The sequence below is a fragment of the Shewanella donghaensis genome (genome assembly GCF_007567505.1).
In the GTDB taxonomy this organism is placed as follows: Bacteria; Pseudomonadota; Gammaproteobacteria; order Enterobacterales; family Shewanellaceae; genus Shewanella; species Shewanella donghaensis.
Genome location: NZ_CP041783.1, coordinates 1,271,396 through 1,296,830, shown reverse-complemented (window position 1 = coordinate 1,296,830; position 25,435 = coordinate 1,271,396). Strand labels below are relative to the sequence as shown.

The following is a 25,435-nucleotide window of genomic DNA, read 5'->3' as shown; positions in this document are numbered from 1 at the left end:
ACTTTGCTCAGTGATTATAGCTGGGCATTTTATTTTGATTTAATCGATGAATGTTCACAACTAAAATTGGATTATTATGGCACTTTTTCAAATCGCCGAGCCCGGACAAAGCGCCGCGCCTCATCAACACCGTCTAGCGGTTGGTATCGATCTCGGTACGACAAATTCGTTAGTTGCTGCCGTGAGAAGTGGTGAAGCATTAACTTTGGTTGATAGCGACGGACAACATTCTCTTCCTTCAGTTGTACATTTTAATACCGACTCAATCGAAACGGGTATGAATGCACAAGCTAAGTCTGCTCAAGACCCTAAAAATACCATAGTGTCTGTAAAGCGCTTTATGGGTAAAAGTCTTGCCGATATTCAAGCTAAAGAACTTAATCTTCCTTATGATTTCAGCGCCAGCGAAAATGGGTTACCTATTTTCAATACTGCATTTGGCGCTGTAAATCCGATTCAAGTATCTGCTGAAATTTTAAAACCACTTATTGCCAGAGCTGAAGCAACACTCGGTGGCGATTTAGAAGGCGTTGTTATTACCGTACCGGCCTATTTTGATGATGCACAACGTCAGGGTACCAAAGATGCGGCAGAGCTTTTAGGTGTGAAGGTTTTACGTTTATTGAATGAACCCACTGCTGCAGCGATTGCTTATGGCTTAGATTCTAAACAAGAAGGTGTTATTGCCATTTATGATTTAGGTGGTGGTACATTCGACATTTCGATATTACGACTTAATCGTGGTGTATTTGAAGTATTAGCTACCGGTGGTGATTCTGCATTAGGTGGTGATGATTTTGATCATCTATTGCAAACACATCTTCAGCAAGCTTTTGGTTTATCAGATTTGTCTGCAACCCTTTCGCGTCAATTATTAATTGAATCACGAAGAGTTAAAGAGCACTTAACATCATCTGAGACCTGCATAGCATCAATTACGTTAGATAATGCTGAGCGTGTTGAAGCAGAAGTGACTAAAACTGACTTTGAAGCACTGATTAGTTCTCTGGTTAAGAAAACCATATCAAGTTGTCGCAGAACGTTACGTGATGCAGATGTCACCACTGATGACATTATTGAAACGGTTATGGTCGGCGGTTCAACTCGCGTACCTTTAGTGCTTGAGCAAGTTGAAAACTTCTTTAAGAAAACACCTCTTACCTCCATTGACCCTGATCGTGTTGTCGCTATTGGCGCAGCAATTCAGGCCGATATTTTAGTGGGTAACAAGCCTGAATCAGATTTGTTATTACTTGATGTTATTCCATTGTCTTTGGGTATCGAAACTATGGGTGGACTGATTGAAAAAGTCGTCACTCGTAACACCACCATTCCAGTGGCTCGCGCCCAAGAATTTACCACTTTTAAAGATGGTCAAACGGCAATGGCATTTCATGTTGTGCAGGGCGAACGTGAAATGGTCGATGATTGTCGTTCATTAGCGCGTTTTACTTTAAATGGTATTCCAGCTCTTGCTGCTGGCGCGGCGCATATTCGAGTCACCTTCCAAGTTGATGCAGATGGTTTACTTAGCGTGACAGCCATGGAAAAATCAACAGAAGTTAAGACCACGATTCAGGTTAAGCCATCATTTGGTTTATCTGATACTGAAATCGCGACTATGCTGAAAGATTCTATGAAGCATGCTAAAGATGATATTAGCCGAAGAATGCTAGCAGAGCAGCAAGTAGAAGCTTCTCGCGTGGTTGAAACACTCACGGCTGCGCTAGCAAAAGATGCTGACTTACTCAGTGAGGAAGAAAGAACGGCTATTTATAGTTCAATTGAACAGTTACAAGTAACTGCTCAAGGCGAAGATACCGACGCAATAGAAAAAGCAATTGAAGCGTTAGATGCACAAACGCAAGAATTTGCTAATCGTCGTATGGATAATTCAATTCGAACAGCGCTGAAAGGTCAGTCTGTCGATAATATATAGGTGATAACATGCCACAGTTAGTTTTTTTACCACATGAAGAACTGTGTCCAGACGGCGCAGTTGTTGAAGCTGAAATCGGTGAGACCATTTTAGATGTAGCATTAAAAAATGGTATTCATATTGAACATGCTTGTGAAAAATCGAATTCATGTACAACTTGTCATTGTATTGTACGTGAAGGCTTCGATGCCCTTGAAGAAAGTGATGAGTTAGAAGATGACATGTTAGATAAAGCTTGGGGACTTGAGCCTGAGAGTCGTCTATCTTGCCAAGCTAAAGTTGTTGATACTGATATGGTCATCGAGATTCCAAAATATACTGTCAACATGGTTAGCGAAGGCTAAACTTGCGTTATTAGCAGATGAGTTTACATCTGCTCCTCGATAGTTATTATTAAACAAGCAACGATTATGTATTTACATTATCGTTGCTTTTTTTATGCTCGAAATAAATATATCTACTCTGGCATTTAGTCATGCTATTTACTATTTTCGCTCTCTGTCCCTTTGGTTCTGTCCCTGAATTTAATCTAGCTGTAATTAATATCTCTTGCTTAATTAGCTATTTAACTCTAAAGTTATGCGAACCTTAGTTCACATAAAGTGAGTTTATAAATGAATATAACAGGCCAATGTCATTGTGGTGATTTAGCTTTTACTGCCAAAGTAAGACCTGACAAGGTGATAGTTTGTCATTGCAATGACTGTCAAATGCTATCAGCCAGTGCTTTTAGAACGGTTGTTATGTCAGATATTGACGCAATGACTTTTACTAAGGGGACGCCAAAAGAATATATAAAAATCGCAGATAGTGGTAATCCTCGTGCTCAAGGTTTTTGCCAACAATGCGGTTCTGCTATGTACGCAACTTCGGTTGGAGATGCGCCGCGGGTATATGGAATTAGGCTCGGGGTTGTCGATCAGCGCAAAGCATTAACGCCATCAATGCAAATTTGGCATTGCTCGGCGCAATCATGGTTAAAAGATTTAAATCATATCAGTGCATTTAGTACCACACCATCGACAGCACCATCAGAAAGTAATGTCGCTAAATAAGGAATTTTTCATGAAGTTAATCGTCATCATTGCTGCATTGGTCAGCTGTTCAGTTAGTGCCAATCAAGTAAATCATATGGACACAGGTGTGATTACTGAGGCACCACAAACCAAAGTGCGTTTCTTAAATACGAAACAAACACCTACGACTTATCCTTTTTCTGAAGGTGTACAAGTGGGTAATACGGTTTATTTGTCAGGCCAGATAGGGATCGATCCAACTACTAGCAAATTGGCTGTGGGCGGAGTAAGTGCTGAAACAGAAATGACATTAGCCAATATTAGCAGTTCATTATCCAGAATGGGCTACGGTTTACAAGATGTGGTCAAATGTACTGTGATGCTAACAAATATAGAGGATTTTCCAGTATTCAATAATATATATCGAACCTTTTTTAGTGCACCTTATCCTGCTAGAAGTACGATGGCTGTGAAAGCATTAGCCCTTGGTGCGAGTATTGAAATTGAGTGTTTAGCAGCGAAATAAGTAATAAACAGAGGATAATATAAAGCCCATTAAAATGTGAACTCATATTTACATAAGTTGTGTTTGGCTATATCATCCCTAAAAAAAATTTGAACAGGGATGAATAATGGAATTTAAACTAGCCAGTATTGCTTTAATATTGTATAGCTTTTCATGTGCGGTATTTGCGGGTAGCAGTGTTGCTCAAAGCACTGTTTCAGCTAGCTCAATGACAAAAGGAACAGCTTCAAATAACTACGTTTCATATGATCAGTCAATCATAGCCATTACCAATGTCGACATTATCGATGGAACTGGCCGTCAACGAATGCCATCACAAACGGTTATCATCAAAGCGGGTAAAATCAGTAGCATTTCAGATAGCATTAAAGCAGAGATACCAAATGAGGCTGCGATAATTAATGGCAGTGGAAAAACTTTAATTCCCGGGCTTGTGATGATGCATGAACATATGTTTTATCCTACTGGTAATGCTCACTATACTGAGATGTTGCATAGTTTTCCTAAACTTTATTTAGCCGGCGGAGCAACGACTGTACGCACGGCGGGGACGACCTCCCCATATGGCGACTTAAATGTACGTGCGGCAATCAATGCTGGTGAAACAATTGGTCCTGATATGGATGTCACAGCGCCTTACCTCAACGGTCCAGGTTTACCTATTCTCAAGTTAAAAACCTTGCGTGATGCTGAAAATGCCAAACTCATGATGGATTACTGGATATCTGAAGGTGTGACTTCTTATAAAGCGTATATTAATATTCGCAGCGAAGAACTTAAAACTGTCATCACTCAAGCCCACAAACGTCATCATAAAGTTACTGCGCACTTGTGCTCAATAACGTATCGCGAAGCTGCTCAAATGGGCATTGATAATTTGGAACATGGTTTTTTTGCAGCGACAGATTTTGTCAAAAATAAGCAAAAGGATATTTGTCCAAAAGATGCACATCAATCTTTAGTGGATTTAGACATCAATTCACAAGAGGTAGATGATCTTATCGCTTATCTAGTTGAGCAAAATGTGGCGTTAACATCAACGTTAACTGTATATGAAACTTTTATCAAAGGTCGCCCTAAAGCCTATCCATTAGCACTTGAAGCACTGATTCCTCAAGTGAGGAAGCAATACGAAACACGCTGGTTAAGTATATCCCAACAAGAAGAGGCAACATGGCCTGTCGTGTTTGACAAAATGATGCAACTGGAAAGAAAGTTTGTTGAAGCGGGCGGTTTACTGATGGCTGGCACAGATCCAACCGGTTATGGTGGTGTGGTTGCGGGGTTCTCTAACCAGCGAATGATTGAATTGTTATTTGAGTCAGGCTTTCGAGTCGAAGAAGTCATTAAAATAGCAACATTAAATGCCGCGACTTATCTTGAAAAACAAGATGTAATAGGAAGTATAGAAGTGGGTAAAAATGCTGATTTGGTTCTGGTTAATGGTGATTTAAGTGTGGATATTACGCGAATCCAAGATATGCCTGTGGTGTTTAAAAATGGTATTGGTTATGACAGTCAGCAAATTGTGGCAGATAACAAAGCCATTGTTGGTTTACATTAACCCTTGTTGGTTGTTTAACCGTCCAAGCATGACGACTTCATCGTATTAAAGGTTTAACTGAATAGTTGAAATAGAGTTTTTACATTAGAACTTGTATGATGTGTAAAGACAGCAGGTGATGCATTTGCTGTCTTTTTTATCAACGAGAGTTCATTGGAAAAATGCATGTCTGTCACAGATTTACGCCCGAAACAAAAACGTAGCCAAGCTACTCATGATAAGTTTTTACAATCATTGCAAGATGCGCTCAAGTTTAAATACTTTGAACATATAAGCATTAAAGAGTTAGCTGAAGGAGCAGGGGTGTCAGTTGGCACTTTCTATCGTCGATTTGAGAATAAAGAAGCATTATTACCATTATTGTATGATGATTTTGGTTGTGAATTATTAAAGTGGGTCGAAGCACTTGAATTGATAGAGTGTCAGACTTTAGAAGAGCAAGTGACGGTTCTTTGTCAGCAAACATACGATTTTTTAGATGCTAGAAGAAGTGTATTTAGAACTATCCATCTGAATGCGCGTTTACACCCTGATACTATCTTTACCCAGCCAACGTTAGATAGAAATGAAACCTACAGTCGATTATCGAATTTGTTACTTCGTTTTTGTGATGAAAAGCCAGCAACCCAGTCTCAGCAAGATTCAGCCGATATGGTTATTTATATGCTTATTAATAGCCTGCTTGATAAAATTTTATACCCAACCTTGACTCCAGCTATCGCATGTTCAATGTCTAATACTCAGTTTGTTGAGCAATTACCAATGATGTTACAAGGATATCTTGTTCAATCGTTCCAATAGGTTTAACAAGCAAGTAGAGTTTTATCACAATTTTTGTATTAGCTGAGTCACAAGATTACAATTTGGTTATGTGACATCAATAACGCTATGCATCGTAAGGTAAATTACGTATAATCCGCGCGAATTTAAAAATATTTGTTATCTAAAGGAAGCTTCTAATGGCTATCGAACGCACTTTTTCAATTATCAAACCAGATGCAGTTGCTAAAAACCACATCGGTGCTATCTACAACCGTTTCGAAACTGCTGGTCTTAAGATCATTGCTTCTAAAATGGTACACCTAACTCAAGAACAAGCTGAAGGTTTCTACGCTGAGCATAGCGAACGTCCTTTCTTTGGTGCTCTAGTAGCATTCATGACTTCTGGCCCTATCATGGTTCAGACTTTAGAAGGCGAGAACGCAGTTCTAGCTCATCGTGACATCTTGGGTGCTACTAACCCAGCTGACGCTGCTCCAGGTACTATCCGTGCCGATTTTGCAGAAAGCATTGACGAGAACGCTGCTCACGGTTCTGATTCAGTTGCATCTGCAGAGCGTGAAGTTGCTTACTTCTTCAGTGCAGAAGAGTTGTGTGCACGCACACGCTAAATTCTAGATTGATTTTAAAAAAGGAGCCTTTGGCTCCTTTTTTTATGCTTAAAATTAATGTTTTGCTTAAGTGCCGGCCAAAGTTTAAGAAGCAGCTATATTTGCTATTCAAGTCCCTTAATAATTATCCGTTCAGCTTTGTCGAAACCTTGCTAAATCAATATTATTTCGTGTGTCTCTCGTGCTGCGCTATGACTATTTAACTCTGTTATTGTTTTTCTTTCTTACCAATTTATTAGATAAATCTCCTACTGCCATTTGTAGGCAGCGAAGTTTCTGTCACCTCTATGATGCAATATATGCATAAAAATTTAATTTAATCTCACCAACTAGATGATATCTACTTGATGTTTTATATATGCAAAAATTGTGATTATTAATACATTTATTAAAATTTAACAGAATGTAACATATTTATTTTTAGTTACTTGAGTTGCTGAATTGTTAAATTAGTTAATTTATTTGCGGTATTATGTTTGTGTTTATATTTTAGTTTGTTAATTGGTTAACTTAATTGGCTAATTATCGATCTTATTTAACAATGTTATTAACACTTTGTTAAAGTTTATGTTTATATTATTTAACATTAGGTTGCGGTTTTTATTTAAGTAACTGATTTTAAAGTATTAATTTGAATTGTAATAGTAATTGCATTTTATTTGTATCACAACTCAACCGTTCAGTTATTTATTTGTGAAAAATGTTGACTAAATCAATTTTATTTAACAATAATGCTCTCAGTTAACTAGAGTAGTTAACCTAAAAATAATAAATATAACGTTGTGGGTTTATTTAAATCACGACGAAGGGAGCATAATAATGAGTTCATTATCTTTAACCGCTAAGGCTATTCGCCGCGGCTTATTAACTGTAGCTGCGACAGCAGTTGCAACAACTTCAACTTTCTCAGCAAATGTATCAGCTGAAGAAGCTCAAGTAGAAAAAGTAGAAAGAATTGCTGTTACCGGTTCTCGTATTAAACGTGCTGATATGGAAACGGCCAGCCCGCTTACCGTTATCGATGCATCTGCGATTATCGCTTCTGGTGCAACATCTATTGATGGTGTGTTACAGAAAATGACTTCTTCAGGCGGCGCGATGACTAACGCTGCTGTGAACAATGGTTCAAGAGGTAATGCATCTGTAAACCTACGTGGTTTAGGTTCTAACCGTACTTTAGTATTAGTTAACGGTCGTCGTATGATTGCTTCAGGTACTGGTGCAGCTTCTACTGTAGATTTAAATACTATCCCAGTGTCAATGATCCAACGTGTAGAAGTATTAAAAGATGGCGCATCTGCTGTTTATGGTACTGATGCTATTGCTGGCGTTGTAAACATAATTTTAAAGCGTGACTTCGATGGCCTTGAGCTAAACGTTCAAACGGGTATTTCTGGTGAAGGTGATGCTGATGAATCAAGTATCGATTTCACTATGGGTAACACCTTTGATAAAGGTAACGTAGTAATTAACGCTCAGTACACCAAGCGTGGAGATGCTAGCCAAGCAGATCGCGATTTTTCTAACTGCCCAATAGCAGAAAAAGGTGATAATGGTAGCAAAGAAATATATTGTGCTGGTAGTTCATACTCTGAAGGCGGTCACATTTGGGGTGCTAACGGTGCAGATTTAAGTGGTCGTGGTGGTGAATATCACGAGTTTACTGATGCTGATCGTTTTAACTACTCAAAAGACAGTTTCTTATCGACTCCTATGGAGCGTTTGAATCTAAGCATGGCTGGTACGTATGAAGTTTCTGATAGCATAATCTTCTTCTCTGAAGCTATGTATTCTAAGCGTTGGTCTGATCAGCAAATGGCACCACAACCAATTTGGAACAGCGAGTCTTGGGTATATCAACCTATGTCTGCTGGCGGCTGGATGACTGATGACTTGTTACCATGGGTTGCTGACGGTGAGACTGTAGATTACGGTCGTCGTATGGTTGAGTCTGGTTCTCGTGATTTCTCGCAAGTTGTTGACACCATTCGTGTCGTTGTTGGTTTAGAAGGCGAGTTCGATAATGGTTGGACTTGGGATGCTTCTTACAACAAAGGTAAAAATGATTCAGTAGATACGCTAGCTAACCTGCATAACATTGGTTCTATAAACGATGCTGTATTAGCCGAAGAGTTTGATCCATTCTTACAGTCTTCTTGGATGGGTGATAGCATTGCACCATTTATTTATACAGAAGTTAATTCTGGTGGTAGCGAATTAGATATCGCAGCATTATCTCTTTCTGGTGATATTGTTGATTTACCTGCAGGGACTATGGGCTTCGCAGCTGGTTACGAGTACCGTAAAGAGTCTGCTCATTTCACGCCTGATTCATTAACCGCTCAAGGTTTAGCTAACGACCCTCGCGTGGAAGCTACGGCCGGTTCATTTGATGTTAATGAAATTTATGCAGAATTAGCTATCCCATTATTAAGTGACCTTCCATTTGCTGAGCAAGTTGATCTGAGTGCAGCTATTCGTTACTTCGATTACAGCACATTTGGTTCAGATAACACCTGGAAACTTGGTTTAACTTGGCGTTTATTTGATGATTTAATGGTTCGTGGTGTGCAATCTACAGCATTCCGTGCTCCAACGGTTGATGAGCTATACGGCGGTAAATCTCCATCATTTGAACAAATTGTTCACCCAGCTACAGATCAAACACAAGCTGAAGTGACTGTAGGCGGTAACGAACTGTTAACCCCAGAAGAAGCTGATATTACAACTATTGGTTTAGTTTACTCTCCAAGCTTTGTTGAAGGTTTATCACTAACAGTTGATTATTACGATATTCAAATTAGTAATACTATTACTTCTGTTGATAATAACTACATTGCTAATCAGTGTTTAGATGCAAATGGTAATACTATCAATACTGGTACTGCATTATGTCAATCTTCAAATATCTCTATCGATAACACTGGTCGTATTAAGTTTGACAATGGTTTACAAAACATTGGTGAAACAAACACTGCAGGTTACGATATCAATGTTGCATATACTTTTGAAGGCCTAGGCTTAGATTGGAAAGCAGGACTTGATACTACTATCCTAGATACGTATGAAGAATTTGACCAAGATGGCAATGCAATTGATTACAAAGGTTTCATTACTGGTGGTGTTGGTGCATACGCTGAATTGAAAACAAACTTCAATTTAACTGCAACTGGTGATGATTGGTCAGCGACTTATGAAGCGCGTTACATTGATGGTATGGATTCTTTTGCTTGTAAAGATGATACCTCTAAGTGTTACGCCCCTTCAGTCGACTCTATCGTTTACCACGATATCTCAGCATCTTATGATTTAACTAATGCAGTTACTTTATCTGGTGGTGTGAACAATGTATTAGATGAAGAGCCTCCTTATTACACAGGTAATAACGATTCAAATACCGATCCTTACACATATGATGTGCTAGGTCGTTACTTCTTCGTTAGAGCAAGCGTTAAGTTCTAAGCTGAACATGTTGAGATGATAATTACATCTTAATAAAAGCCTCAATCATTAACTTGATTGAGGCTTTGTTTTTTGTAGTGAACAACGTTCCCACTCAGTTATTCCTCATCAAATACTCAAAATACTAGCGATTTAACCAGTGGGTATCATTTGAAATAATTTGTAACCGCAATTAGCTGTAAATTATCCAATAACCACTTTTATACTAAGTCTTTGTTTTATATTTCAAAAGTGTATTTTCATCTCCTTAACCCCCTATTTTATGTATCAAATTGTCCTTTAGTGGTTAAAAAAACGTGGCTGATGTTGCAGCTTTAGCGGGTATTTAACAGTATCTAGGTGAGTGTTTAACTTAGGTTTAACCAATTAAAACAATAATAAGTCAATGCGTTAGTAATATTTAACGATTAGGGAGATTTACATGAGTACATTAACATTAACAGCCAAGGCGATACGTCGTAGCATGCTTGCTGCTGCAGCAACATCAGTTGCCTTTTCAGGCGTCGCATTCGCTGAAGAAGCGTCAGAAAAAGTAGAACGAATTGAAGTTACAGGTTCTCGTATTAAGCAAGTTGATATGGAAACAGTCTCTCCAGTTACAGTGATTGATGCCGCTGCAATTGCAATGACGGGTGAAAAAACTGTTGCTGATGTTTTAAATAACTCAGCTATTAACAGTTTTGGCTCATGGCGTGGTGTATCGGGTTATGGCGCAGGTGCAAGTTCAACTAGCAGTGTTAATTTACGTGGCTTAGGTGCTTCAGCGACACTAGTCTTACTAGATGGCCGTCGTATGCCTGGAACTAGTTCAAGTTCTGGTGCCGTGGCTGATACCTCTTCTATCCCTATTTCAATTGTTGAGCGAATTGAAATCCTTCGTGATGGTGCCTCAGCAGTTTATGGATCAGATGCTGTAGCTGGCGTAATTAACATCATTACCAAAAAAGAATTCGATGGTGTTCAGTTAGATTTTAGTACTGAAATGCCTGATGTTGAAGGTGGTGATGCAAACCGTTTATCAATAGCAACAGGATATAATACAGATAAAGGTAATATCACTTTAACTTATGAGCACTATGATACCAAAGCTGTGATGGATCGTGATGTATGGAACTTAAATGACCCGACATATGGTGCCTACAGTACATTTAGTTCTGTACCAAATGGTATTTCTGATTCTGGTTGGATAGACAATACTGAATTATGTGATCAAGTAGAAAATACTGTAATTAATAGTGATGGTCGCTGTTTATATAGCTACGGTGAAGTGACCAAGTTGTTTGGTGATGTTACTCGTAACTCATTCTTATCTAATTTTAGTTATGATATTACAGATGATATTCAATTCCGTGGACGTGCATCAGCATCACTTGCTGAAACTGAAACTCGTTATGCTGGAACCCCTGTGTCAACTAACTTTCCAGTGATGTCAGCTGACAATCCATATAACCCATATGCAGCAACAGGTGGTGAAGATATCACTATCTATATGCGTTCAGTGCAAATTGGTGAACGTGACACTCTAACAGAAACTAATAACTTCGATATTTTAGCTGGATTTGTTGGATTTGCAGACGTGGGTAATGGTTTAGATTGGGAGTTAAACGTACAAAGCTCAGCTTCTACGACTAACTCATTCAATTATAATCTAATCAACGACAGTATCATTCAACGCGAAATAGATTCTGGTGAATATGATATCTTCAATACATCTGGTATGGATTACGAAGATTGGAATGGTCAAATGAGCCAGCTTTATGGTGCAGCAGCGCATACTGGCGTTTACCAAGGTAAATTTGAAAGTACTCAAATTGACGGTTTAGTGTCTACGTTAATAATCGATGATGGCGACTTTACACTAGCAATGGTTGCTGGTGCAGAGTACGAAATGATCGACTTTAAACAAACGTCAGATCCTGAATCTGCAGCAGGTATTATCTCAGGTGGTTCTGGTGGTGATGATGTTAACGCAACACGTGATCGCACCGCGGGCTATTTAGAAGTGCAAATGGGCTTGCCTGCAAATTTTGAAGTGTCAGCAGCAGTGCGTTATGAACGCTATGAGCAAGAAGGTCAATTAACGGGTGCAACAGGCGATATTGTTAATTCAACTACATTTGATGCAGTTGTACCAAAGGTTGGTTTAAGCTGGCGTCCAGTCGATAGCTTATTATTACGTGCAAGTTATGGTGATTCATTCCGTGCTCCTAATATGGGCGAGATGTTCTCATCACAAGCGTTAAGTTTTGAGTCTTCATTAGATAACTTATGGTGTAATGAAGCTGGTAATGATGACACGACTTATTGTGATCCTCGCCAGCAGCATAAAACTTGGTTTGGTGGTAACCCTGACTTAGAAGCTGAAGAAGGTAACTCATTCACACTTGGTGGTGTTTGGAACGTATCGGATGCATGGAATGTTGAACTGTCTTACTATTCGATTACTTATGATAATAAAATTGAATCTGTTGGTGTTGATGATATTTTACGTGACGAATTACGTGAAGGCTCATCTGATTTTGTGACACGTGGCGCAGACGGTAAAATTGAATATATCGAGTCTGGTGTACGTAATATCGCAACGGTTGAAACATCTGGTCTTGATTTCGTGACAGCTTATAATTTGGAGACAAGTTTCGGTGACTGGAACTTCAAAGTCGATTTATCAAAAGTCCTTGAGTTTAAAAAGCAAGATAATGCTGAAGCTGCAATGATCGATTATTCAGGTAGTACTGATTACCCAGATTTACGCGGTAACTTAGGTGTATCTTGGAGTTACGATGACTTCAGTGCTGCGTGGACTACGGTATATATCGGAAGTCAATCAGCTGAATATTGGCGTGAACTTGAAGAGTACGATAGCTATACTGACTACGATACTTACTTCAAACATAATGTTCAGTTCGCATATAATCACTCTATGAATGGTTCTATCACTGTAGGCGTTAATAACTTACTGGATGAAGAAGCGCCAACTTATTATGATTATGCAGACTACCGTGATGTGAATGTAGGTTTATACGACGTACTTGGTCGTACTTATTACATTCGTTTAAGTCAACGTTTCTAAAATTGATTTAGAATAAAAAAACCTCCGCTTGCGGAGGTTTTTTTCTTTTAGTAATAAATAGATTAAACCTTTAAGTTCTGCGCTAAATGGTGAGTACTAAACGATTAGTGACTGAGCTTTAATTCGTGTCTATGCTCTTGGTTATACTTTTCAGCACAATGAGCACAGCGCTGCTCTGTTGGGTCTGCAGCCAAGCGCTCAACTTCAATGTCTGCTTCACAATCAGAACATAATCCGTATAAGCCAATTTCTAGTTGGCACAAAGCGGCATCAAGTCGGGTTAGCTGTTCAAATAATGGACTGTCAGTTAAATGCTGGTTACTCATGAGTTCGATTAACTCAGTTAAACTCATATTGAAATGCACTTTTGCAGCGGTATGTGCTTCAATTTTTTGGTTTAATTGATGTACAAGTTCATATTTTAACTGTTCTGCACGTTGCAATAATGTTTGTTGTACGTCTTGAGTATTCACAAAATCACCTAATTACTAAATTCTCTAAACTGGTTATTCAGTCTACCGTTAATAAAGGTCGCTGCTATGATGGAGATCAAATGAGGGTTTAATTTACTCGATGAATTATTAAGCTTTATTTATATTGTTATATAAAACTCAATATCTTGGTAAGGTTTTGTGCAGATGTCACTCATTAGTAATGAAGCTATGTATAGAGTAACGACTATAATTAACAACCAAATTGTTTTAAATTTCGTCAGAGTAGGGAACCTTGAGGTGAAGATTCCATATAGCTGCTAGTTCTAACTCTTGCACTTCACTTCCATATCTTCATAACAAGACTCAATATTTTAATTTGATAATTGTTGTTCGTGGGCTCTTTCTAATATATCAATGATACCTTCAGCTGTTTTAAGCACTCTAAGCTCTCTGAATAACACATCGGCTTCTGGGTATTGCTTATTGAGATAAGTGAACCATTGTTTTACTCGGGCAGGGTAGTAATCGATTTTTTTATTAATCAATTGTTTTTGCGTGTAGTTCAACAGTAAATTTAGCGTTTGTGACCAAGTATAAGGTGCTTCATCGCCTTTTATTGTTGCGGCCAAATTGGGTAAAGACATCGCGCCGCGACCAAGCATGATGTTGTCGCATCCCGTTACGTCCATACAGCGTTTAGCATCATCACTGCTCCAGATTTCGCCATTGGCAATCACTGGGATCGGTAAGCGCTTACGTACTTCAGTAATGTACTCCCAGTAGGCAGGCGGCTTATAGCCATCTGTTTTACTGCGGGCATGAATGGCAATTTCACTGGCGCCAGCTTCATATACTGCTAATGCGTTTTCCATAAATAAGGATTTATCTTCATATCCTAGACGGATTTTTGCCGTAACAGGTTGATCAGCGGGCACTGCATCGCGCATAGCTTTAACAATATCGTGAATGGTATCGGGGTATTGCAGTAATACAGCACCACCATTACTGCGATTAACCATTTTGGCCGGGCAGCCAAAGTTTGCATCAACGCCACGAGAGCCTAATTCAACTGCACGGTGTGCGTTTTCCGCCATGACCTGTGGGTGCTGGCCGAGTAATTGTATTCTTACTGGAGTGCCAGATGCGGTTAAACCACCATTACGCAGTTCAGGGCATAGTTTGTAGTAAACCTTTTCAGGAAGTAGCTGATTCACGACCCGTACAAATTCGGTCACTACCAAATCATAAGGATTGATTTCAGATAAAATTTCTCGCATCAAATCATCAATGACGCCTTCCATAGGAGCTAAAACTACACGCACAGTACAACCTGGATAAATGTAAAAGGAGCGCTATTCTAGCGACTTTAATATTTTATACAAATTCATTTCATTTTTATTAAAACCAGTAAAAATTCGATGTTTTTAAAAAATAATCTTTATTATCAGCTTGATAGATGGATTTTTTGCTCTATGCTTAATGATAATAACGCTGCCCTAGCAGTGTTTTTTAAAAATAATGATGATTTAGATCAAATAATGTGAAATAAAAGTAAAGAGTTGTAGGTCTATTCAGATGTAAGCCAGCACTGTTTGTTGTTGGTCACTATTATAAAGTTTGATATTTAAGGAAAATAATTATGAACTCAGTTAAGCAAACAACAGTCGCATTGGCATTAGGTGCAGTAGTATTAACTGCTGGCGTATCTACTTCAGTAGAAGCTAACCCATTTGGTTTTGAGCAAATGAATTCTGGTTACCAATTAGATGGTGGAGATAAAAAAGCTAAAGAAGGCAAATGTGGTGAAGGCAAGTGCGGCGGCGACAAGAAAAAAGCCGCTGAAGGTAAATGCGGTGAAGGCAAGTGCGGCGGCGATATGAAAAAAGCCAAAGAAGGTAAATGTGGCGAAGGCAAGTGCGGCGGCGACATGAAAAAAGCGGCTGAAGGAAAAGCCAAAGAAGGTAAATGTGGTGAAGGCAAATGTGGCGGTGATATGAAAAAAGCGGCTGAAGGTAAAGCCAAAGAAGGTAAATGTGGCGAAGGTAAATGTGGTGGTGCTAAATAATCACTTTGATTATTAGCGAGTTGATTTTTTGGCTGACTTTACTTTAAAAGCTTTCATGCCAACTAAATCTACGCCAAAATAAGGCCTGTTATGCAGGCCTTTTTAGTCGGTAACGTTTACCAATTTTAGTCATTAATAGAGTATTTGAGGTGTTTATGGCCAAACAAGCAACTGTTGGACTGGGTTTACGCCGAGAAATGCTTGATGAATTTTGTCAGCATGTACCTGAGCAAATAAACTTCTTTGAAGTCGCCCCTGAAAACTGGATGACCTTAGGCGGTAAGTTTGGTAAGCAGTTCAGACAACTTACAGAGCAACATGAATTCTTTTGCCATGGTTTATCCTTGTCTATTGGCTCTCCAGAACGTTTAGATACTGACTTTGTGAAGCAAATAAAAGGCTTTCTCGATACTCATAAAATCAAAATCTACTCGGAACATTTGAGTTACTGCTCTGGTAGCGGCCACATGTACGACTTAATGCCAATCCCTTTTACAGAAGAAGCCGTTAGTTATGTTTCAAAGCGTATTAAACAAGTAGAAGACATTTTAGAGCGTCCATTCATCTTAGAAAATGTGTCTTTTTATGCTGCCCCCGGTGCGCAAATGTCAGAACAACAGTTTGTGAATGCGGTACTTGAAGAGGCTGACTGTAAACTGCTTCTGGATGTTAATAACATTTATGTTAATTCGGTAAACCATCAATATGATGCAGCAAAATTTCTCGCAGCTATGCCATCAAAACGCATTGAATATATGCATATTGCGGGACACTATGAAGAAAATACCGATTTAATGGTTGATACTCATGGTGCCGATATCATCGATCCAGTGTGGCAATTATTGCAACAGAGTTATCAACAACATGGGGTTTTTCCGACCTTGCTTGAGCGCGACTTCAATATTCCAGAAACCGATGAATTACTGTTAGAGATAAATCAAATTCATCAGTATCAACAAGCTGCAACAACATCGAAAAGGAGTGCTTAATGAATTTTATTAACACTCAACAAGGGTTTATGGATTATATTCGCGATCCAAGTAATCCATTGCCAGATGGCATGACATTAGAACGGATGAGCGTTTATCGTGAGTTATTTTTTAATAACATTAATGGTTTTGTTTCAGGCGGCTTTCCGGTGTTAAAAAGCCTTTATACCGATGATGCATGGACGAAACTCATTCAGCAGTTTTTTGTCAGTTATGACTGTAAAACCCCTATTTTTATTGAAATATCTCAAGAGTTTATCGCCTTCTTGCAAACGCAATATCAGCCAGCCGACTATGATCCTCCGTTTATGGTGGAGCTTGCTCATTATGAATGGCTAGAATTATTTATTTCCACAGTGTTTGATGACGACAATGAACAGGTTATCGACAAAGCATTAATAACCGAATTACCCTTGAATGTATCAGTTAAAGCTAGAGTCGCTCAGTACCAGTTTGATGTGCAGCACATCAGTGTTGATTACCAGCCGACCGAGGCGAGTGAGCAAGCCCATTGTTTTTGTGTCTATCGTGATGACCATGACGAAGTTAACTTTCTCCAGCTCAATTCACTCACTGCCCAAGTACTCGCATTCATTAATCAGTCTAAGCAGTGCTATTTTAGCGATGTATTATCTTGGTTAGTTGAATCTTACCCGCAAATGGCGCCAGAAAGCCTCTCAAGCGGCTGTTTGCAGATGTTGCAACAACTTGCAGACAAAGGGATTATCTGTTCTTTAAAAGCAATTTAAAACAGTGAATAAAACGCTTACTTTATTTGGGGTTTTTATTCGGCACCTTTTTAAATACAATAGCGCGAATTTTGTGATCTGGTTCACGCTGCTGCAAGGCGGTCAACTTTACTGTTAGGAAATAAATAATATGAGTCAGCCGTTTAAAGACCCATTTAACATTCTGTATTTTATTGGTTTTATTCTAGTTTTGTTGATACCAACATTACCTGCATCAATCTCTGTGTTGAGACTTGCAGGCTTAATTTAACTGCTAATCTCAGTTATCATACCGTTCTAGTTTGTCATAGAGTCGGTTATCCAAAGACCATTCTATTGAATGGTTTTTTTGATTTGGGCTTGGAGACATATGGCTTTAAAACGTGGGTTGTTCTTGATTACTGGTTTAACGAGCTTAGTGCTCGGTACAATTGGTATCGTGGTGCCCTTATTGCCAACTGTACCTTTCATACTGCTTGCGGCTTATTGTTTTGCCCGTTCAAGCTCTCGCATGCACAATTGGCTAATGACTCACCCTTGGTTCTCTGAAGCCTTAAATGATTGGCAAGACAAACGTTCAATCAGCAAACGACTAAAGAAGAAAGCCATGGTCATGACAACACTAAGCTTTGTCGTTAGTATTTTCATAGTGCCATTAATATGGGTCAAAGTGATGCTCGCGTGTATGTTGTGTTGTTTATTGCTTTTTTTGTGGCAGATCCCAGAGTTAGATTAAAAAATGATGGTATTTTGTTCGTCAGTTGCAACTGATCGCAAACATGCTTAGTATCAGCAAAATAGAGTGATATGCCACAGACTCGTTACAGTTTAATAAAATCTTATTAAACTCGTGGCTATTAGTACATTCATTTAAAATAGACTACTTAATATGACTATGAATCCAGAACGTTTAGCGCTTATCAAAAACAGCATTAAAGCTATTCCTGATTACCCAATTCCAGGCATTATGTTTCGTGATGTCACCAGCCTTTTAGAAGACTCAGAAGCCTATAAAGCGACTATCGCTTTATTTGTTGAGCAATATAAAGATCTTGGGTTCACTAAAGTTGTGGGTACTGAAGCTCGCGGTTTCTTATTTGGTGCACCTTTAGCATTAGAACTTGGCATTGGTTTTGTTCCTGTTCGTAAGCCTGGTAAGTTACCAAGAAAGACTATCTCGCAAACTTATGATCTTGAATATGGTAAAGATACGCTAGAAATCCATGTTGATGCGATTACACCTGAAGACAAAGTACTTGTTGTTGATGATTTACTGGCAACTGGCGGTACTATCGAAGCGACAGTTAAACTTATTCGTGAATTAGGCGGTGATGTTAAGCATGCTGCGTTTGTTATTTCACTGCCAGATATTGGCGGCGAGAAGCGCCTTGAAGGTTTAGGTTTAGACATTTTAACCCTATGTGAATTTGAAGGCGAATAGGCTGCTCACTTCACTGTGAAGGCTTTTATTGATTCTATTATTTAGATTCAACAAGATAAGAGCTCAAATATACCGAAGACAGATTAAACCTTCAGCAAACTATCCAGCCTTATAGAGTAGCAATAGCGTGTGAATGACGAGCATGCTATTGTTATTTTTATTCTCGGGTACAGTTAAAATCAATTCTATTTATATCAACCCGTTTCATTAAAGCTTGGGGAATTCCATGTCTTATCAGGTGTTAGCCCGTAAGTGGCGCCCTGCCAAATTTGAAGAGATGGTAGGGCAATCACATGTTCTACTGGCACTTACAAATGCACTCACTCAGCAACGATTACATCATGCCTACTTATTTACTGGCACGCGTGGCGTAGGTAAAACCAGTTTAGCGCGCCTTTTTGCTAAAGGGCTTAACTGTGAGCAAGGCGTAACTGCAACACCTTGTGGTGTGTGCTCTAGTTGTGTCGAAATTGCCCAAGGTCGCTTTGTCGATCTTATCGAAGTTGATGCCGCATCAAGAACCAAAGTAGATGATACCCGTGAGTTACTTGATAATGTCCAGTACAAGCCTGCACGTGGTCGTTATAAGGTCTATTTAATCGACGAAGTTCATATGCTATCGCGTAGTAGTTTTAATGCTTTGCTTAAAACACTCGAAGAACCACCTGAGCATGTGAAATTTTTACTGGCGACGACGGATCCTCAAAAATTACCCGTAACGGTATTGTCACGATGCTTACAGTTTAATCTAAAAAGCTTGTCACAAGACGAAATCACTAAGCAGTTAGATTTTGTACTAACACAAGAGCAATTAAATTTCGAACCCCAAGCACTATCATTACTTGCCAAAGCGGCTAATGGCAGCATGCGCGATGCATTAAGCTTAACTGACCAAGCCATCGCTTTTGGCAGTGGTCAAGTCATGCATCAACAGGTTCAGTCAATGCTAGGAAGTATTGATGCTCACCAAGTCTTGGCGTTATTAAAAGCATTATGTGATGCCGACATTGCTATTTTGATGCAGACCATCCAACAAGTTTTAAGCTTTGGCGCCGATGCTGATGAAGTGCTGCGTAGTTTGCTTGAATTATTACACCAAATTACGTTAAGCCAGTTTGCTCCTGTCGCTGCACAGCAGTCGTTATATAGCGAGCAAATTTTAGCTTTTGCTCAGCAACTGACGCCAGAGCAAGTTCAACTGTATTACCAGTTGTTATTAACTGGCCGTAAAGAATTAAGTTTTGCACCCGATCCTAAATCGGGCCTGGAAATGGCACTGTTACGCGCCGTGGCATTTGTGCCTGAAAAATTGGTTAAACGTTGGCACACAGATGAGCCCGTTACCATTTCACTCACTCCAGCGACAACAGCTGCAACAGTCTCTCAAGCTCCAGTAAAAGCAGAAGCTAATAACTCAACTAATACAGTTGAAGCCGTTATTACTTCGTCAGAAACTCCTGTAAGCAGTGTTGCTGATGAGAAGACAAGTCATGTTGTTGCAAGCACTGATACTGATAATCTCATTAAAGCCGATGAGGCTATTGCTGCAGAACAAGCCATTATCATGAGTCAGGCTGATAGTCTTGGGTTTAAGCAACACCAAGTTGTAGCAGAGCCACAGGAGGTTATTACTGACAAGGTTACCGAAAAGGTAACGGATGTCGCTAACATTGAACTCGCTCCTGCAATTGTTTCTGATAAAGCACCTGAAGCCGCACCTGTAATAGCACCTAAAGCTAATACAGAAGCTGAGTCGAACGTTATTCAAAACAGTAATGACATGCCAATCGATGCTTATGAGCAATTCTCTCAAGAGAGCGATGAATCCTATGTTGATTTTGATAACGAAGATCATAGTCAGTATCAACAAAATGAAACTACAGCAGCAGTTAATTCTCAGTCGTTAAATACAATTGACCCAACAACACAAACAGTCGTTTCACAACCAGCACAAGCACCTGAAAGTAGCCTAGAAGATATGGATGCATTACTCAATGCTGTCCTTGCGACTAACGATTCTTTAAAAGCGGAGTTAACTACGTTAGCTGAAGAAGGTGAACAGGCAAAAAAGCAACAGGCGGTAAGCAATCCTAGTATTAGAATCCCAGCGCCCAAACCTAAAGCGCAACCGATTGACAATACCGCCAGTGATATAGCTAACACCAATGCCAGTAGAAATCATGCTGCAACAATCGGTCATTTAGACGATACTGATAGACCGCCATGGGAAAAACCGTTAGATAAACCTGCAGTTGCTTCAACTAATGAGACCGACGTCGCAAATGTTGCAGTCACTCAAGAACCAATGGTGAATCAGGCAGTCATAGAAAGTGCACCTGATTCGACTACTGCAAATACTTTAGTGAATCCTGTTGTGGATTCAGTCGTTCGCCCCGTAGTGAACAATAGTGCAGACCAGCAAACTGTCGCAGCATCGACTGAAGTGGTCACCCCTTCAACGACAATGGTGACGACGGGCTCACATGAAGTGTTAGGCGACAGCTTAGATTTGCATTGGTACAAAATTATGTCAGAGTTAACGATTGGCGGCAGAGTAAGACAGCTAGCCGTTAATTCAGTGTGCCAAAGACTAGGTAATCCGATCCCACTATTGTTAAAACCAGATCAGAAACACCTATCAGCGGATGTCGCAATTGAGCAATTACAAATTGCGTTAACAGAGCATTTAGGCGAAGACACCAAAGTGGTAATTAATGTTGGATTAGATCCGCAACATGAAACGCCACTGGAACTTCGAAAAAGATTTCATCGTGAATTATTAGCGAACGCAAATTACGCTTTAATTAATGATGACAAGGTACAATGGATGTTCACTCGCTTAGCAGCCGAGTTAAATACGGATACTTTGGTGTATCCAGTTGAAAAGCTGCAAGCCATAGGGAAACAAATTCCTGCTTTAACTGTTCAATAATACGGCTAAAGCGTTATAGGCTTCAAAATTTTGACAGCAATAAACTCAGATTTATTGCCAATTTATTTTTTTTCAGTAAGATTAGCCCCACATTGGCTGCTTGCTAATAACTAATTAAGAGAAAAGACTATGTTTGGAAAAGGCGGTATGGGCAACTTAATGAAACAAGCCCAAATGATGCAAGATAAAATGGCTAAAGTGCAGGAAGAAATTGCACGCACTGAAATGACTGGTGAAGCCGGTGCTGGTTTAGTTAAAGTGACTATGACTGGTGCACACAACATCCGCAAAGTTGACATCGATCCTAGCTTGATGGAAGACGATAAAGAAATGTTGGAAGATCTTATTGCAGCAGCATTTAACGATGCAGCTCGTCGTATCGAAGAGAATCAAAAAGCTAAAATGGCAGACGTTACAGGCGGTATGCAATTACCACCAGGAATGAAAATGCCATTCTAATCGCTATCGTGTTGTTTCTATTTGTTATTCCAGCAGATTCGTAGCCTTGGGGTCAAATAGGGGACAAACTAGCTAATAAAAAAGCTCAAGCAATTTGCTTGAGCTTTTTTGTTTGCGTAAATCGGTGCATCATTACTTAGTCGGTTTAAACTAATTTGAAGATTGATGACAAACATTATTTTCAATAAAAAAACGACCCCCTAAGGGTTCGCTAGTCGAATATTATTGGCCATTATCAAAGGTATAACATGGTTATTTTGACACTTTTAAATTTACAGTTTTACGTTTACTAGAACGGGATATCGTCTTCCCAAATATTATCTGAGGCTGGGGTATTTATTGGCTTGGAGGACGATGGAGTATTTTGAGATGCTTTACTGTCATATGATTGATTGCCATATGATTGATTTCCAGCAGATTGAGCACCAGCTGGTTGGTTACTAAATGATTGTTCGTCGAATGACTGGTCCATTTGTTCATCAAATGACGGATCCATTTGATTGTCATTGTTGAACTGATCATTTGATTGTTGAGCATGGCTTATTTTCCATGCCTGTAGGCTTGTAAAACACTTTTCAGGCTTACCTTGTCCTTGCCATAATCGGCCACTGATATTGAATGAGACTTCAAGTTCATCGCCGATATTATATTGGTCTAGTAAAGCACATTTATCTTTAATCAGTTCAAGAGCGACATAGTTAGGGTAACTCGAATTTTCATCCGGTCCTGTCGATTTTAAGACAAACTCGCGCTTGGTAAAGCCGTTATTACCGAAGGTTGTGGTATCACCTTTACTATGGATGATACCGGTCATTTCAAATGTTTTAGACATAGGAGTTTCTCTGTTAACTATTCTGTTGATGAAGCTTATAAAGTATTTTCTCACAATTAAGTCAATAACTGGCGACTTTTTACATCGGTGTTTTGATTCATGCATCATGATTCTAAAATTTCTTGCAAAGAACTTAGTGAGTGAAAAAGAATTCACACTTTTTAGAATGTGTGATAAACACGATTTGTGACAATGAGAGTGATGAGCAAGTGAACCCTAAGAACTCACTAGTTATTCTTGTGTGTCAGCATAAAATCAAAGAACTATTTAGACAACTACTCAGATGACTATTCAGATAACCCTTCAGATAACTATAAGGATATTGCATGTTGAAGCAGGTCGGTAAAACCGTTATTAAGTCGAAACATTTAGCCAGTTGCCATTGTGGCGCGGTTGTATTATCACTTTCATTACCCAATGGTATTGAGAAGCCAAGACGCTGTGATTGCTCTATATGCCGCCGGAAAGGTGCAATTGTTGGCTCTGTTGCATTAGATGGTATTCAAATTTTAAAAGGTGAAGACGTACTTAAGCTGTATCAATTTAATACCCACACCGCCAAACATTACTTTTGTTCCCATTGCGGTATTTATACCCATCATCAACGTCGTTCTAATCCAACTGAATACGGTTATAACCTTGGCTGTTTAGAAGGGGTGAATCCTTTTGATATTGATGATGTGGTCCTCAATGATGGTGTAAACCATCCCGCTGACAGATCGCTTACTAAGTCATAAATAATTAACTGGAAGTTAAAAATATTTGACATGGTTGAATATTGCTCTACTCTATAGGTATGTCAAAAATACTTAACATGGAGTGAGAAAATATTAACATGAATAATGCAACGAAATTACAGCAGTGGCTACAAGAGACTAGTTTTAGAGAAATTACCTTATCAGTTGATTTACTGGTGACTGGCTATATTTCTTATTTTTATGCCAGCAGTTTGATGAATGCCAGCATGGAAGATTTGGCTTCTATTCAGTGGATTTCAGGTATCTTCTTAGAAATTATTATTTATTCAGTGGTGTTGATGGTCGTCAGTTATATTGCGCTCGCTTTCATTTCAGATGATGAGCTTTCTCAGCCAATGGATGTGCGTGAAAAGCAAATTAATCTAATAGGTTATAAGTACTCTGCCATTATTCTTAATGTCGGGGTGATCTTTGCCATGGTGCAATACAGTATTGAAGCCAATGGTTTAGGTTTTTCCAAAGAGGGTATCGAGCATGCACCATTACATATATTAATGGCTTCGTTTTTACTTGCTGAGTTAGCCTTTTATGGTATTCAGCTTTACAAAGGGCGTACGGGGGAGATTTATGAGTAAACCGGCGATTGCTAACACTATCCGGACGCTACGTTTTTTAAACGGTGAAATGACCCAAAAACAATTGGCAGATTTAATCGGTGTGACCAGGCAAACGGTTATGGCTATTGAGTCTAATAAGTATTCACCGACTCTTGAAGTGGCGTTTAAAATTGCAGAAGTGTTTAAGCTTCCTTTAGAGCAGGTCTTTAGCTATCAATCTCAGACCACAATAAGTACACCTTCTTAATGATAATGCTAATGGTCAATAATAGGGATGAGCCGCTGACTCGATTGTTGTTCAGTTGAATCTGTTGTCTAGGTAAGAATTACAGTACCATACGGTTATTGACATCATTTTTAGTTTTATTAAGACAATGCTCTTAAATAATGAAATAAGGCAACGTAGTATTTATGAAATTTAGTCCACTGGTTGACGAACTTATTGAGTCTTTACGCTGCTTACCGGGCGTTGGACCTAAGTCAGCCCAACGCATGGCATTTCAATTGTTAGAGCGTAACCGTAAACAAGGCCATAAATTGGCTAGCGCGTTAGAACGTTCTATGAGTGAAGTAGGGCATTGCCAAGCCTGTCGTACTTTTACGGAAGAGCAGCTTTGTCCTATTTGTAGTAGCCCTAAACGTGGCACAGCAGAAGTGATTTGTGTGGTTGAAACCCCCGCTGATGTGTTAGCTATTGAAGCCGGCGGACACTTTGTTGGCCGTTACTTTGTGCTGCTTGGTCATCTATCACCACTTGATGGAGTCGGCCCTGATGAACTCGGTTTAGCCTTGTTAGAGCAACATCTTGCATCTGATGATGTCACTGAACTGATTTTAGCCACTAACCCCACAGTTGAAGGTGACGCGACGGCGCACTATATTGCCGATATTGCGCGCAAACATAATGTGGTCATTAGCCGTATTGCTCATGGTGTACCAGTGGGTGGTGAGCTTGAATATGTGGATAGCACAACTTTAGCACTGTCGTTTAATGGTCGTATTCCGCTTTAAGTAGTTTTGAAACCTCTTTTCACTCATAAAGAATCGATATCGACTCAATTAGCCCTGCTTACGTTGTGACGTAATCGCAGGGCTTTTTGGTATCTGTTTCCTTGTCTTTTGCATTGCTTTTGCATTAAACCCACCAAGTAGGTAGTTATTTCGCCTGATTCAGGTTTTTTTTCAGCAATAAATTAAATCCCCCTTGAATTATATTTATCGCGCCCCATTTCCTAGGTAACGAAAGAATTTATTACCATGTTGGTTTCAACA

At 39.3% G+C, this 25,435-nt stretch carries 23 protein-coding genes; 20 read left to right on the top strand and 3 right to left on the bottom strand.

All coding sequences use genetic code 11. The features are described 5' to 3' along the window. Positions 1-76: 76 nt before the first annotated feature. The 9 genes from hscA to FPK91_RS05455 all read left to right on the top strand — a co-directional run bounded on the left by hscA (position 77) and on the right by FPK91_RS05455 (position 12,968). A complete protein-coding gene (gene hscA, locus FPK91_RS05495) occupies positions 77-1,939 on the top strand; it encodes a Fe-S protein assembly chaperone HscA (protein WP_144209112.1) in 1,863 nt (620 codons plus the stop codon). An 8-nt stretch (positions 1,940-1,947) separates the two neighbouring features. Next, entirely contained in the window at positions 1,948-2,283 is a 336-nt protein-coding gene (fdx, locus tag FPK91_RS05490) for an ISC system 2Fe-2S type ferredoxin (protein WP_144209109.1), read from the top strand. A gap of 270 nt (positions 2,284-2,553) precedes the next feature. Continuing rightward, positions 2,554-2,994, top strand: coding sequence for a GFA family protein (locus FPK91_RS05485; protein WP_144209106.1), 441 nt, complete (start codon positions 2,554-2,556; stop codon positions 2,992-2,994). A gap of 10 nt (positions 2,995-3,004) precedes the next feature. Continuing rightward, a complete protein-coding gene (locus FPK91_RS05480; RefSeq protein ID WP_227006693.1) occupies positions 3,005-3,481 on the top strand; it encodes a RidA family protein in 477 nt (158 codons plus the stop codon). Positions 3,482-3,587: 106 nt separating this feature from the next. Beyond that, complete coding sequence (locus FPK91_RS05475) at positions 3,588-5,045, top strand: amidohydrolase family protein (RefSeq protein ID WP_227006692.1); 1,458 nt, start codon at positions 3,588-3,590, stop codon at positions 5,043-5,045. 165 nt (positions 5,046-5,210) lie between these two features. Further along, entirely contained in the window at positions 5,211-5,846 is a 636-nt protein-coding gene (locus FPK91_RS05470) for a TetR/AcrR family transcriptional regulator (protein ID WP_144209103.1), read from the top strand. A 158-nt stretch (positions 5,847-6,004) separates the two neighbouring features. Further along, entirely contained in the window at positions 6,005-6,436 is a 432-nt protein-coding gene (gene ndk, locus FPK91_RS05465; RefSeq protein WP_144209101.1) for a nucleoside-diphosphate kinase, read from the top strand. 819 nt (positions 6,437-7,255) lie between these two features. Further along, positions 7,256-9,898 (top strand): TonB-dependent receptor, encoded by a 2,643-nt coding sequence (locus FPK91_RS05460; RefSeq protein WP_144209098.1) that lies wholly within the window; start codon positions 7,256-7,258, stop codon positions 9,896-9,898. 421 nt (positions 9,899-10,319) lie between these two features. Continuing rightward, a complete protein-coding gene (locus FPK91_RS05455) occupies positions 10,320-12,968 on the top strand; it encodes a TonB-dependent receptor (RefSeq protein WP_144209095.1) in 2,649 nt (882 codons plus the stop codon). 104 nt (positions 12,969-13,072) lie between these two features. On the opposite strand, the gene FPK91_RS05450 is transcribed toward FPK91_RS05455, so the two are convergent. Both FPK91_RS05450 and FPK91_RS05445 read right to left on the bottom strand, forming a co-directional pair. After that, the gene (locus FPK91_RS05450) at positions 13,073-13,441 is read right to left on the bottom strand and encodes a TraR/DksA family transcriptional regulator (protein ID WP_405127339.1); all 369 of its coding nucleotides are present in this window, start codon (positions 13,439-13,441) and stop codon (positions 13,073-13,075) included. Between the two features lie 332 nt (positions 13,442-13,773). Then, a complete protein-coding gene (locus tag FPK91_RS05445) occupies positions 13,774-14,724 on the bottom strand; it encodes a tRNA-dihydrouridine synthase (RefSeq protein ID WP_144209092.1) in 951 nt (316 codons plus the stop codon). Positions 14,725-15,041: 317 nt separating this feature from the next. Here FPK91_RS05445 and FPK91_RS05440 point away from each other — a divergent pair, with 317 nt between their 5' ends. The 7 genes from FPK91_RS05440 to FPK91_RS05405 all read left to right on the top strand — a co-directional run bounded on the left by FPK91_RS05440 (position 15,042) and on the right by FPK91_RS05405 (position 22,016). Then, positions 15,042-15,467 (top strand): HvfA family oxazolone/thioamide-modified RiPP metallophore, encoded by a 426-nt coding sequence (locus FPK91_RS05440; RefSeq protein WP_144209089.1) that lies wholly within the window; start codon positions 15,042-15,044, stop codon positions 15,465-15,467. A 155-nt stretch (positions 15,468-15,622) separates the two neighbouring features. Next, positions 15,623-16,456, top strand: coding sequence for an HvfB family MNIO-type RiPP peptide maturase (locus FPK91_RS05435; protein WP_144209086.1), 834 nt, complete (start codon positions 15,623-15,625; stop codon positions 16,454-16,456). Then, complete coding sequence (locus tag FPK91_RS05430; protein WP_144209083.1) at positions 16,456-17,205, top strand: HvfC family RiPP maturation protein; 750 nt, start codon at positions 16,456-16,458, stop codon at positions 17,203-17,205. Before FPK91_RS05435 ends, FPK91_RS05430 begins: the two co-directional genes overlap by 1 nt. A 349-nt stretch (positions 17,206-17,554) precedes the next feature. Continuing rightward, positions 17,555-17,920 carry a YbaN family protein gene (locus FPK91_RS05420; protein ID WP_144209077.1) on the top strand — a complete coding sequence of 122 codons (366 nt, stop codon included), beginning with the start codon at positions 17,555-17,557 and terminating at the stop codon, positions 17,918-17,920. Between the two features lie 153 nt (positions 17,921-18,073). Beyond that, positions 18,074-18,625, top strand: coding sequence for an adenine phosphoribosyltransferase (gene apt, locus FPK91_RS05415; RefSeq protein WP_193559181.1), 552 nt, complete (start codon positions 18,074-18,076; stop codon positions 18,623-18,625). A 226-nt stretch (positions 18,626-18,851) separates the two neighbouring features. Next, positions 18,852-21,557 carry a DNA polymerase III subunit gamma/tau gene (dnaX, locus tag FPK91_RS05410; RefSeq protein ID WP_144209074.1) on the top strand — a complete coding sequence of 902 codons (2,706 nt, stop codon included), beginning with the start codon at positions 18,852-18,854 and terminating at the stop codon, positions 21,555-21,557. Between the two features lie 129 nt (positions 21,558-21,686). Continuing rightward, positions 21,687-22,016, top strand: a complete 330-nt coding sequence (locus FPK91_RS05405; protein WP_144209071.1) for a YbaB/EbfC family nucleoid-associated protein — start codon at positions 21,687-21,689, stop codon at positions 22,014-22,016. A 289-nt stretch (positions 22,017-22,305) separates the two neighbouring features. Here FPK91_RS05405 and FPK91_RS05400 read toward each other — a convergent pair whose 3' ends face one another. Beyond that, on the bottom strand, positions 22,306-22,848 hold the full coding sequence (locus tag FPK91_RS05400; protein ID WP_144209068.1) for a DUF3127 domain-containing protein: 543 nt from the start codon (positions 22,846-22,848) through the stop codon (positions 22,306-22,308). Positions 22,849-23,174: 326 nt separating this feature from the next. On the opposite strand from FPK91_RS05400, the gene FPK91_RS05395 reads away from it, so the two are divergent. The 4 genes from FPK91_RS05395 (at position 23,175) to recR (ending at position 25,174) form a co-directional block, all read left to right on the top strand. Continuing rightward, positions 23,175-23,585, top strand: coding sequence for a GFA family protein (locus tag FPK91_RS05395; RefSeq protein WP_144209064.1), 411 nt, complete (start codon positions 23,175-23,177; stop codon positions 23,583-23,585). 98 nt (positions 23,586-23,683) lie between these two features. Beyond that, entirely contained in the window at positions 23,684-24,181 is a 498-nt protein-coding gene (locus FPK91_RS05390; RefSeq protein WP_144209061.1) for a hypothetical protein, read from the top strand. Beyond that, the gene (locus tag FPK91_RS05385; RefSeq protein WP_144209058.1) at positions 24,174-24,410 is read left to right on the top strand and encodes a helix-turn-helix transcriptional regulator; all 237 of its coding nucleotides are present in this window, start codon (positions 24,174-24,176) and stop codon (positions 24,408-24,410) included. The genes FPK91_RS05390 and FPK91_RS05385 overlap by 8 nt, the downstream gene beginning before the upstream one ends. 164 nt (positions 24,411-24,574) lie before the next feature. Further along, positions 24,575-25,174 carry a recombination mediator RecR gene (recR, locus tag FPK91_RS05380; RefSeq protein WP_144209054.1) on the top strand — a complete coding sequence of 200 codons (600 nt, stop codon included), beginning with the start codon at positions 24,575-24,577 and terminating at the stop codon, positions 25,172-25,174. Positions 25,175-25,435 lie beyond the last annotated feature (261 nt).